This is a genomic window from Pseudopedobacter sp. (assembly GCF_040392825.1).
Taxonomy (GTDB): Bacteria; Bacteroidota; Bacteroidia; order Sphingobacteriales; family Sphingobacteriaceae; genus Pseudopedobacter.
In genome coordinates this window covers 1-10,588 of record NZ_JBEBVH010000133.1, presented here as the reverse complement: position 1 = coordinate 10,588, position 10,588 = coordinate 1, and the positions used below count along the sequence as shown (strand labels likewise).

9 protein-coding genes and 1 pseudogene are annotated in these 10,588 nt (G+C 36.8%); 7 read left to right on the top strand and 3 right to left on the bottom strand.

Features of this window, described 5'->3' with window-relative positions:
• The 6 genes from ABWO41_RS10670 to ABWO41_RS10645 form a co-directional block, all read left to right on the top strand.
• The coding region (locus ABWO41_RS10670) for a TonB-dependent receptor plug domain-containing protein (protein WP_353137513.1) at positions 1-1,247 on the top strand (1,247 nt) is incomplete at its 5' end.
• Between the two features lie 76 nt (positions 1,248-1,323).
• Positions 1,324-1,782, top strand: a complete 459-nt coding sequence (locus ABWO41_RS10665) for a DUF983 domain-containing protein (protein ID WP_246012781.1) — start codon at positions 1,324-1,326, stop codon at positions 1,780-1,782.
• Positions 1,783-1,791: 9 nt separating this feature from the next.
• Complete coding sequence (locus ABWO41_RS10660; RefSeq protein WP_132223840.1) at positions 1,792-2,379, top strand: helix-turn-helix domain-containing protein; 588 nt, start codon at positions 1,792-1,794, stop codon at positions 2,377-2,379.
• 136 nt (positions 2,380-2,515) lie between these two features.
• Positions 2,516-4,747, top strand: a complete 2,232-nt coding sequence (locus ABWO41_RS10655) for a heavy metal translocating P-type ATPase (protein WP_132223843.1) — start codon at positions 2,516-2,518, stop codon at positions 4,745-4,747.
• Positions 4,748-4,786: 39 nt separating this feature from the next.
• On the top strand, positions 4,787-4,993 hold the full coding sequence (locus ABWO41_RS10650) for a heavy-metal-associated domain-containing protein (protein ID WP_353137510.1): 207 nt from the start codon (positions 4,787-4,789) through the stop codon (positions 4,991-4,993).
• Between the two features lie 103 nt (positions 4,994-5,096).
• Complete coding sequence (locus tag ABWO41_RS10645) at positions 5,097-6,032, top strand: DUF1801 domain-containing protein (RefSeq protein ID WP_353137507.1); 936 nt, start codon at positions 5,097-5,099, stop codon at positions 6,030-6,032.
• Between the two features lie 15 nt (positions 6,033-6,047).
• Here the strand turns inward: ABWO41_RS10645 and ABWO41_RS10640 are convergent, their stop codons facing one another.
• Together ABWO41_RS10640 and ABWO41_RS10635 are read right to left on the bottom strand one after the other, a co-directional pair.
• A complete protein-coding gene (locus ABWO41_RS10640) occupies positions 6,048-7,328 on the bottom strand; it encodes an SGNH/GDSL hydrolase family protein (RefSeq protein ID WP_353137505.1) in 1,281 nt (426 codons plus the stop codon).
• A 24-nt stretch (positions 7,329-7,352) separates the two neighbouring features.
• A complete protein-coding gene (locus ABWO41_RS10635; protein ID WP_353137503.1) occupies positions 7,353-8,912 on the bottom strand; it encodes a carboxylesterase/lipase family protein in 1,560 nt (519 codons plus the stop codon).
• Between the two features lie 144 nt (positions 8,913-9,056).
• Here ABWO41_RS10635 and ABWO41_RS10630 point away from each other — a divergent pair, with 144 nt between their 5' ends.
• Positions 9,057-9,896 (top strand): UDP-2,3-diacylglucosamine diphosphatase, encoded by an 840-nt coding sequence (locus tag ABWO41_RS10630; RefSeq protein ID WP_132223855.1) that lies wholly within the window; start codon positions 9,057-9,059, stop codon positions 9,894-9,896.
• An 84-nt stretch (positions 9,897-9,980) separates the two neighbouring features.
• On the opposite strand, the pseudogene glyA reads toward ABWO41_RS10630, so the two are convergent.
• A pseudogene (gene glyA / locus ABWO41_RS10625) lies at positions 9,981-10,588 on the bottom strand (serine hydroxymethyltransferase); the annotation flags it as partial.

Genomic DNA, 10,588 nt, shown 5'->3' with positions numbered 1-10,588 from the left:
CTAAACTTTCCGTAGGATTGAACACCACCATAGAAAAACGTATAGGAGGTGATATGGAATATCTAAAAGGAAATGGCAGTGTTACCCATTCTTATTTTGAAGAAAACAGAACACAGCGATATAGTACACAGCTTGAATTGGAACATATACTAAATGATAAAGCAAAGCTAGTTTTTCGTAATTCTGTAAGTTACTTTGACCGTAGTATTCGTTTGCCTGATTATTTGTTTTCAGGGTTACAGCTATCTACTTATTCTGAAGCTAATTACAATCGTCATGATGAAAGAACAGACCTCGTAGCAGGGATTAACTTTCTTACAGATAACTTTAAAGAAGATCAGAACAGTGATTTTGCCTTAAGAAGCTATAATTACAAAACAATTGGCGGTTTTGTCCAAAACACATGGAACGCAACAGAGAAATTTACAATTGAATCAGGTATTCGTGGAGATTATCACAACGAGTATGGCTTCTTTTTTCTGCCAAGAATTTCAGGTTTATGGAAAGTCAATGACCATTTCTCAACTCGTTTAGGTGGCGGCTTGGGCTATAAGGCACCAAGCGTTTTTACTGAAGATGCTGAAAGAGTTCAATTCAGAAATGTTCTGCCAATTGATGTTGCTACTACAAAAGCCGAACGTTCATATGGTGCCAACTATGATATCAATTATCGCACAACATTATGGGACGGTGAAGTTGGTTTCAGCATGAATCAATTGTTCTTTTATACCAGAATCAATAATCCTATTTTACTAACTGCTTCCACTAGCAACGACTTGGCTTATGTACAACCACAGGGTAATTTAGATACCAAGGGAATAGAAACTAATGCTAAAATTACTTATCAGGATTTTAAATTATTCGTTGGATATACATTTGCTGATGTAAACCAGCATACAAACAGTAGCAATACTGCTTATCCACTTGTATCCAAACATCGATTGAATAATGTGTTGATGTATGAGGTAGAAGATCAATGGAAAATTGGTGCAGAAGCTTATTACTTCGGAAAACAAAAGTTAAATGATGGAACTACAGGGAAAGCGTATTGGACAACAGGGCTAATGGTTGAGAAACTATGGGAACGTTTTTCTATCTTCATTAATTTTGAGAATTTGACCAATACTCTTCAAACAAAATTTGATTCAATTTATACTGGTAATATAACCAGTCCAGTCTTTAGAGATATTTATGCACCTGTGGATGGTATGGTAATTAATGGAGGGATAAAAATAAAATTGTTTTAATAATAAGTAAATAGTGCCATAGAAACTAACAATAGTACAATGAGGAGGTTTTTCTTAGTCGTATCTTTGTATTGCTATGAGACATCAAAATACCGCTGTTAAATATGAGTTAGTTCCTATTGGCAAAGCTCTGTGGAACGCCAAATGTGTTCGTTGTCGTAAAGGGAATATGTTTAAGCCAGGCTTAATGAGTCAGACTATGTATAAAAGATGCCCTTATTGTGATTTGTTTTATGAAAGACATCCGGGCTATTTTTATGTATCCATGTTCGTTAGTTACGCCATGGCAGTAGCAGAGATAGTTACTTTTGGTGTTGCAACCTCGGTGCTTTCTGGCGGTTCTGAAAATGTATATCTTTATCTAGTAGTCATATTATCTGCTATTGTATTACTTTCTCCTTTCAATTATAGGTATTCAAGGGTGTTGCACATGTATTTTCTAGATCCTGGATTGAGATACGAGCCTGAAGTTGCAGAGAAAATCCATCAGGAAATGGTTTTGGCTATGCAAGAGAATATTGCTAATAAATTGTAAATTGGATAAATGCCAGAACTACATATAAAAAATATGGTATGCGATCGATGCATATCAGTTGTTCGCCAAGGATTCAATGAATTAGGAATTCACCCTGAGGAAGTAGGCTTGGGAGTAGTAAAACTTAAGGAAGCTTTAGATGCTAAGACAAAATTGGTAGTTTCTGAAATGTTGATATCCCTGGGTTTCGAGTTATTGGATAGTGATAAATCACGCTTAATTGAGCGTTTGAAAAATAGCATTATCGCTAAGATCCATCATACAGATTATGTGGATGTCAAAGTAAACTGGTCAGTGCTTTTGTCAGAAGAATTAAAACAGGACTATAATTCTTTAAGTTCTTTATTCTCTTCAGTAGAAGGTATTACTCTTGAGCAATATATTATTCGTCAAAAAATTGAATGTGTAAAAGAACTCCTATTTTATGATGAACTTACTTTAAGTGAGATCTCTTATAAAGTAGGATATAGCAGTGTTCAACACCTCTCCAATCAGTTTAAAAAAATAACAGGCCAAACACCTACCCAGTTCAAATCCACAAGAAACCTTGAAAATTCAAGGAAATCCTTAGATTCCATTAATAATAGTCGTTCTTAAGAGGCTGGTCTTATTGCCGACAGCTATTTTCTTTATGAAATTATATAAAAGAGAATGGGATTTATGTAAGTAGTCGCACTGCCTTATTGGTGACCTTTGTATAGACAAAATAAAAGGTACACTAAAGCAGTAGATAATGGAAACAGAAGTTTTAAATAAGCCAATACGTAAAAGTTTTCCTGTTACAGGGATGAGTTGTGCTTCCTGTGCGGTGAGTATTGAGTCTAGCCTTAAATCCTCATCTGGAGTGATCGATGCAGGTGTTAATTTTGCCAATGAAAGTGCTTGGGCTGAAATAGATGAGGAAGTAACAAACCTTATCGATTTACAGAAAGTGATTCAATCCATTGGTTTCGATCTAATAATTGATGCTGAAGATCCTTTACAGCAGCAAGAAGAAATACAACTAAAACATTATGAGCAAGTAAAGCAAAGAACCATTTGGGCTTCAATTTTTGCATTCCCAGTATTTTTAATAGGAATGTTTTATATGGATCTGCCTTATGGTAACTGGATATCCATGGTTCTTACAGCGCCTGTTTTATTCTGGTTTGGAAGAAATTTCTTCATCAATGCATGGAAGCAGGCCAAACATGGAAAGGCAAATATGGATACTTTGGTAGCATTAAGTACCGGTATTGCCTTTATCTTTAGTGTTTTTAATACCCTGTATCCTGAATTTTGGGAAAGTCGTGGATTAGAAGCTCATGTCTATTATGAAGCAGCAGCAGTAATCATTGCCTTTATATCTTTAGGGAAGTTGCTGGAGGAAAAAGCGAAATCGAATACTTCTACCGCTATTAAAAAATTAATGGGCTTGCAACCTAAAACGGTTCGGATTGTGGTTGATGATGTAGAAGAGGAAATTCCGGTGTCTCAAGTTATACAAGGGGATGTTATTATCGTCAGACCAGGAGAAAAGATTCCGGTTGACGGAACAGTGATTTCCGGATCGTCTTATATTGATGAAAGCATGATCAGTGGAGAACCAATTCCTGTCCTAAAGAAAAATAATGATGAAGTATTTGCAGGTACAGTAAATCAAAAAGGAAGCTTTCGATTTAAGGCTGAAAAGGTAGGAAGCGATACCTTGCTTTCACATATCATAAAAATGGTGCAAGAAGCCCAGGGAAGTAAGGCTCCTGTACAAAAACTGGTAGATAAGATTGCTGGAATCTTTGTCCCGATTGTTATTGGTATTGCCTTGCTTACTTTTTTAACCTGGATACTAATTGGCGGTGATAATGCATTTACCTATGCTTTGTTGACATCGGTTACTGTATTGGTAATTGCCTGTCCTTGCGCATTAGGCTTAGCTACACCAACTGCAATAATGGTTGGAATTGGAAAAGGTGCTGAGCATAATATTCTGATTAAGAATGCCGAAAGTTTAGAATTAGGATATAAAGTAAATGCCTTGATTTTAGATAAAACGGGTACAATCACTGAAGGAAAACCAAAGGTTACTGCCATGGAATGGGAAATAAAAGAGGATCTTGAAGTGTATAAACAAGTATTGTACAGTATGGAAATTCAATCAGAACATCCCTTAGCTGAGGCAGTAGTGAATGAGTTAAAAGATCAGCAGGTTTCAGGTATAAGTTTTAACTCTTTTGAAAGTATTACAGCAAGAGGAGTTAAGGCAGAATATAATGGTATGTTTTACTATGTCGGCAATAAAAAGCTCATGGATGAGCATAATATTCAAATCAGTGAGAGTCTACTTGAGAAAACAAATGCTTTTCAAAAACTGGCCAATACCGTTATTTATTTCTCTGATTCGAGAAGAGTAATCTCGGTTATTGCCATTGCCGATCAGGTAAAAGAAACTTCTGCTAAGGCTGTAAATCAATTGCAAAATATGGGAATTGAGGTCTATATGCTTACTGGCGATAATTTGCAGACTGCCGCAGCCGTTGCAGATGAAGTAGGCATAAAGCATTTTAGGGCGGAAGTTCTTCCTTCTGAAAAAGCAGATTTTGTTAAAGAATTACAAAGTAAAGGGAAGGTTGTAGCAATGGTGGGAGATGGAATTAACGATTCGCAAGCTTTAGCCCAAGCAGATGTAAGTATTGCTATGGGAAAAGGGTCAGATATTGCAATGGATGTTGCTAAAATGACACTTATTACATCCGATCTTCAATCCATTCCCAAAGCGTTGAACCTATCCAAGAAAACAGTTCGTACGATTCGTCAAAATCTATTCTGGGCTTTTATATACAATATAATAGGAATTCCTTTAGCTGCAGGTGTATTGTATGCCTATAATGGATTTTTGTTAGATCCTATGATCGCAGGTGCGGCAATGGCGTTGAGTTCTGTTTCTGTGGTTAGTAATAGCTTACGATTAAAAACAGCAAAACTTTAAAAATAAAACAACTGAATTTTTAAATATAATTTATAAAAAATGGAAACATTAAAATTTAAAACAACTCTTAAATGTGATGGATGTGTAACTAAGGTAACGTCTGGTTTAAATAGAATAGTTGGTGAAGGAAACTGGGAAGTTGACCTTGAAAATACACCCAAAGTTTTAACTGTAACTGCTGCGGTTTCTGAAAAGGAAGTAAAATCAGTATTGGAAGAAAACGGTTTCCAGGCAGAAAGGATTTAATATTCACCTTAATTAAATATAGCTGGGTCTAGAGTTAATCCCATCTAAATAAAACCCTTGCATGTAAGCAAGGGTTTTTCATATATTTATTGTTGATAACGATATGAGTACAATAAATTCCCATATAGAACAATATATAGAAGGCTTCGATAGTGAGAAGAAAAACATTTTAGAAAAACTATTGCTTATTATCAGAAATGTAGTGCCACCGGAGACTGAAGAGACCTTCAGCTACCAAATGCCGACATTTCGCTACAATGGTAATTTGATACACTTTGCAGCATTCAAAAACCACATAGGTCTTTATCCCGGGCCTGATGCTATACAACATTTTGCCTCAGAGCTACAAACCTATAAAACAAGTAAGGGAGCGATTCAAATTCCTCTTGATAAACCTTTGCCTCAAAAATTGATAGAGAGCATTGTATTGTATAATGTAGAAAAGCTAAGAGATAAGAAAGCTCCGAGATGGGATAGCTATCGTGAACAATGGGTTTCGGCCGAAGAAATCATGAATCAAATTATTGTACAGACGCCTTTAAAGAAAGAATTTAAGTGGGGTACAGATATTTATACATTCCAGGGGAAAAATGTAATTGGCTGGGGTGGATTCAAATCATTCTTCTCCATTTGGTTTTACAATGGCGTATTTTTAGAAGACAAAGAAAAAGTGTTGGTTAGTGCATCAGAAGGAAAAACCAAGTCTCTCCGGCAATGGCGTTTTACTGATGTCAAAAAAATGGACGAGAAGAAAATACTGGCATATATTCAAGAATCTATCCAAACGATTATTGACGGCAAGGCCCTCCAACCTCAAAAAAGTGAACCCGCAAAACCTGAGGGAATCTTAAAAGTGGCGTTACAAAACGACAAGGTATTTCAATCCTCTTTTGAATCTCTGACACCAGGAAGGAAAAAGGAATATATAGAATATATAAACGAAGCCAAACAAGAAGCAACCAAGCAAAAGAGACTGGAAAAAATAATTCCTCTCATTATGCAAGGAAAAGGTTTGCACGATCAGTATAAAAACAAATAGCAGATAATCAAGATGTTAATTACCTATACTGGCAGTTTCTTTAATGGTATTCATGCTTTGAGCAAGGTTAATTAAAGGATCAGAAACACTTACTTTCTTTGCGTCCAATGGCGCATATAGTTCCAGACTAGACTTCAGTAAGGAGTCTTTTGCGAGGTAAGCAATTTCGTCCGGGTTCATGGCCGACCGATAGAATAGCCAGTTTTTATAAGCTACTTTTTTAGGAATGTCTGCTCCTCCAATGTTAATACCAGTAGTTATAAGTCTTTCATCCAACGTTCCTTGTAGTGTGCTGCCACTGTAAAGCATGGTAACTCCTTTAGCATAATAATGCGTGATAGTAACCTGATGCCACTTATTGTCATTAACTTTTGTAGTTCCGGCGATGTTGCCCGATTTAGCCGATGAATATACAAGCTGTCCGTTCTCGTTGATGGATATTGTTCCTTTTCCTGCCACATCATTAATCTCTAATAAAGTTCCCGGATTACTTGCTTTAAAGCTGATAGACGTTGTAAACGGATGAACAATGTTTTCAGGAGTAAATGCTATGTACTTACCCTGCGATTTGTTTTTAGAAAACTTAATAGATGATCCTTTTACTTTTTCGGGTATAGGTTTTTTACTTTCCAACGCATCAAATAATGAAGGCACAATTGTATAAGACATCTCTTCATGGCCTTCATCATTTGGATGTGCAGCATCAGACCAGAACCCATCCATCCAATGGCCAGAAAGATCATCTACTGCACCCAGTAAGTTAATACTTGGAACATCCCATTGGTGAATTAACAGGTTCATCTTTTTTATAAAACTGTAATCCTTTTCATTGTAATCATTTCTAGTATAGCTATTGGTAATAATGGGAGTATAACCATCGGATCTTGCTTTATTGATCAGAATCTTCATGTTCTTCTCAAACTGATCAAACATCGGCTGCCCTTGTTCATGAATACCTTCGTTACCCAAGGCCAATGCAAAAATGACGTATTTGCCTTTTTGAGGCAGGAAGTCTTTTTCATATCTATTCAATACCCTTACTGTATTATCTCCTCCGATACTAATGTTGGCTGTTTCCCAAACAATTCCACTTGTAGAGACCCGGTTCTTAAGAATATCTGAAAATAGGCTGGTATAACCTTTTAGGTTAGTTGCTCCTTGTCCGTATGGAACAGAAGAACCAAAATAGACAATCTTTAAGTGATTGCTATTCTGTGGTGTTTGACTTTTTGCACTAAACGAAAGGAGAATTGTTAAAGCGAGAATTAACGCTTTTTTAAAATAGCTATATTGCATCTGTTGGTATTTTTATTTGTGAATTTAGTCCTTTTCCGTCCTCGACAAAAGGAAGTTCAGGCCACCTTTACCTGGAAGTACCCCAGCCATCGAATGTTCATTAAAGATCATAACGATACCGTCATTTGGTTTATAAACTGGCCAGAGAGGAAGCCCTTCGCTATTTGGATTACCTGTTTTAGCAAAGTTTGCCCAATAGGAAGACATTAATTCAGCTAATTCATGATCTGCTGGTTGTAATGGCCGGTTTAAGAACTTAAGAGTATTTAATACATAGGGAACTTCTGCAGTATGAAAAGCTCCGTATTTTTCAAACTCAGGAGTAGCAGGAACTTTTCTTCCAAAGTAATAAAGATAGATTGGATTCTTAGCTTGAGCGCTTTGCACAGCACCCCATTTATAACCTGATAAAGCAAAGGTTTGATCGCGGCTGATTTTAACGTTTGAAGCACCAGCTTCTGCATCTGTATTAGCCGGATAGTGTTTTAAAAATTCAGCTGCATCAGCACCATATTGATTTTGAGCACGCTTAATAAAATCTTCTTTCTTTTGCACTGCAGATGAGAATGAATCATCTGCGTTCCACCCAGTTATAACAGGAACCTGGTTTTGCTTCCCTTCAGCAAATATTTGTGAGACAGGTTGTGACAGCACGTAGCCATCAATAATTACCGAAAAGCGGCCTTGCAGTTTTTGTACAGCTTCTGCTGGCATCTCGCGTAATTGTTTCAGGGTAAGTGAGTTTGCCTCTGCTAATTTCTGACCTTGTTCTTCAGCACCTTTCAATGTAGTTGAATTGCTTAATAAAAAAGATCCGCTTTCTGAGATAGCTTTGGCAAATAAACCCTTCGCTAAAGGTGATGCAACCAAAGCGTTAACACTCATAGAACCTGCCGATTGGCCAGCAATAGTTACATTATCAGGGTCGCCTCCAAAGGCTTGAATATTTTGTTTTATCCATTTTAAAGCAGCTATTTGATCTAGTAAACCGTAATTTCCTGAGGCATGATTTGGAGATTCTTTTGTTAAGTCAGGATGAGCCAGAAATCCAAGAATTCCTACACGGTAGTTGATGGAAACAAAGATTACATCTTTCTTAGCCATCGCTTCTCCATCGTAGATTGGCACTCCGCTACCGCCGCTTGAGAAGCCACCACCATATATCCAAACCAAAACCGGTCGCTTATCCTGCTTGGTTTTTGCGTTAGTCCACACATTCAGGTACAAGCAATCTTCATCTATCGGTGTTTCAGGAATTAAAAATTCCGAAGTATAAACACCAAAAGGAACTGGTTTGCCCTGTATTGGGCTTGCTCCAAATTTATCTGCTACCCGAACACCTTGCCAGGATTTTGCAGGTTGCGGAGCCTTCCATCGAAGATTACCAATAGGCGCTGCTGCATAAGGAATTCCCTTAAAAGACAGAACATCTCCGCCTGTATTTTTTACGCCTGAAACTAAACCTGACGTTGTTTGAACGACATTCAGTCCATCTTGTTTAAATTTTATCAAAGTAAATGCAGAACTGAAAATGATGATACTTAAAACAACAATTTTAAGTCCGATTGTTTTGTGTGGCTTCATAGAGATTAATTTGGCAGCTAAAATTACTGATTATTTATGAAACGAATTGCAGGTTAGAGACTAAGCTTAACCTAAGCTTGATAATTATTTAATATATGTGGCAACTAATCTATCGACCTTTGTATTGTTATTTAGGATACATACATGCCAAAAAGGGAAATAGATTTAGTTGTAATCTCCGACGTTCACTTGGGTACTTATGGTTGTCACGCCAAAGAGTTAATTCGCTATCTAAAAAGCATTCGGCCAAAAAAACTTATTCTTAATGGTGACATTATCGATATCTGGCAATTTAGTAAATCGTATTGGCCCGATTCTCATATGAAGGTTTTACGAAGGATTATGAAGATGGCATCGGATGGTACTGCGGTTTATTATATTACAGGGAATCACGATGAAATGCTACGCAAATTCGTAGATCTTAAGATGGGTAATTTTCGACTGGTAAACAAACTGATTCTGAACTTGGGAGGTAATAAAGCATGGTTTTTTCATGGAGATATTTTCGATGTCACCATGCAGAATTCGAAGTGGCTTGCCAAATTAGGTGCTATAGGTTACGATTCCCTGATTCTGCTTAATAGCTTTGTTAATTGGTGTCTTACCACCATCGGCAAAGAAAAAATGAGCTTTTCGCAACGTATTAAAAAGCAGTTTAAAAATGCTGTAAAATTTATTAATGATTTTGAAAATACAGCTGCTGACCTGGCTATCGACAAGGGATATAAGTATGTAGTTTGTGGTCATATTCATCAGCCGGAGATAAGGGAAATTAAATCAGATAATGGCACTGTTCTTTATCTGAATTCTGGCGACTGGGTAGAAAGCCTTACTGCCCTGGAGTATCATAAAGGACAGTGGGATATTTTCAAATACAAACCTGAAGACTTTATAAATCATTCTTCTGATAGTGACGATATTTTAGACAACCAGGATCTGAATTCTCTGCTCGATATCAAATCTTTATTGAGCCAAATAAGCTAATTTGATCTTTTAGGATAAAAAAAGCCGCTCAGGAATGAGCGGCTAAAAAAAATTAGTGTATGTTATTTGTATAACCTGAAGTTATTATTTGTATAACGGAAAGCGTTCCATCAATTCGTTTACTTCATCGTGGACTTCAGATAATTTCTCCTCATTTTCAGGATTCATTAAAGCTTCGTCGATTAGGTTAACGATAGTTTGCATTTCTTCTTCTTTTAATCCGCGAGTGGTTACTGCAGCAGTACCTACACGAATTCCAGATGTTGTAAATGGTGATTTATCATCAAAAGGAACCATGTTTTTGTTAACAGTAATTCCTGCTTCTCCAAGAACTCTTTCAGCAACTTTTCCGTTGATGTTTTTGTTGCGAAGATCGATCAGCATTAAGTGATTGTCGGTTCCTCCAGAGATAATGTTATATCCTTTATCAGTAAATGCTTTTGCCATAGCTTGAGCATTGGTTTTAACCTGAAGGATATATTCCATGTATTCGTCGCTCAAAGCTTCTGCGAAGGCAATTGCTTTTGCAGCGATGGTATGCTCTAAAGGACCGCCTTGTATTCCTGGAAAAACAGCCATGTCTAATAGAGATGACATCATGCGTATTTCTCCTTTTGGAGTTTTTATTCCGAATGGATTTTCAAAGTCTTTTCCTAATAAAATCAATCCACCTCTTGGTCCGCGAAGGGTTT

What these genes read in the sequence shown, in the direction of transcription:
- ABWO41_RS10650 (WP_353137510.1), top strand. Translation starts at nt 4,787, where the DNA reads ATGGAAACATTAAAATTTAAAACAACTCTTAAATGTGATGGATGTGTA.
- ABWO41_RS10665 (WP_246012781.1), top strand. Translation starts at nt 1,324, where the DNA reads ATGAGACATCAAAATACCGCTGTTAAATATGAGTTAGTTCCTATTGGC.
- ABWO41_RS10655 (WP_132223843.1), top strand. Translation starts at nt 2,516, where the DNA reads ATGGAAACAGAAGTTTTAAATAAGCCAATACGTAAAAGTTTTCCTGTT.
- ABWO41_RS10645 (WP_353137507.1), top strand. Translation starts at nt 5,097, where the DNA reads ATGAGTACAATAAATTCCCATATAGAACAATATATAGAAGGCTTCGAT.
- ABWO41_RS10660 (WP_132223840.1), top strand. Translation starts at nt 1,792, where the DNA reads ATGCCAGAACTACATATAAAAAATATGGTATGCGATCGATGCATATCA.
- ABWO41_RS10640 (WP_353137505.1), bottom strand. Translation starts at nt 7,328, where the DNA reads ATGCAATATAGCTATTTTAAAAAAGCGTTAATTCTCGCTTTAACAATT.
- ABWO41_RS10635 (WP_353137503.1), bottom strand. Translation starts at nt 8,912, where the DNA reads ATGAAGCCACACAAAACAATCGGACTTAAAATTGTTGTTTTAAGTATC.
- ABWO41_RS10630 (WP_132223855.1), top strand. Translation starts at nt 9,057, where the DNA reads ATGCCAAAAAGGGAAATAGATTTAGTTGTAATCTCCGACGTTCACTTG.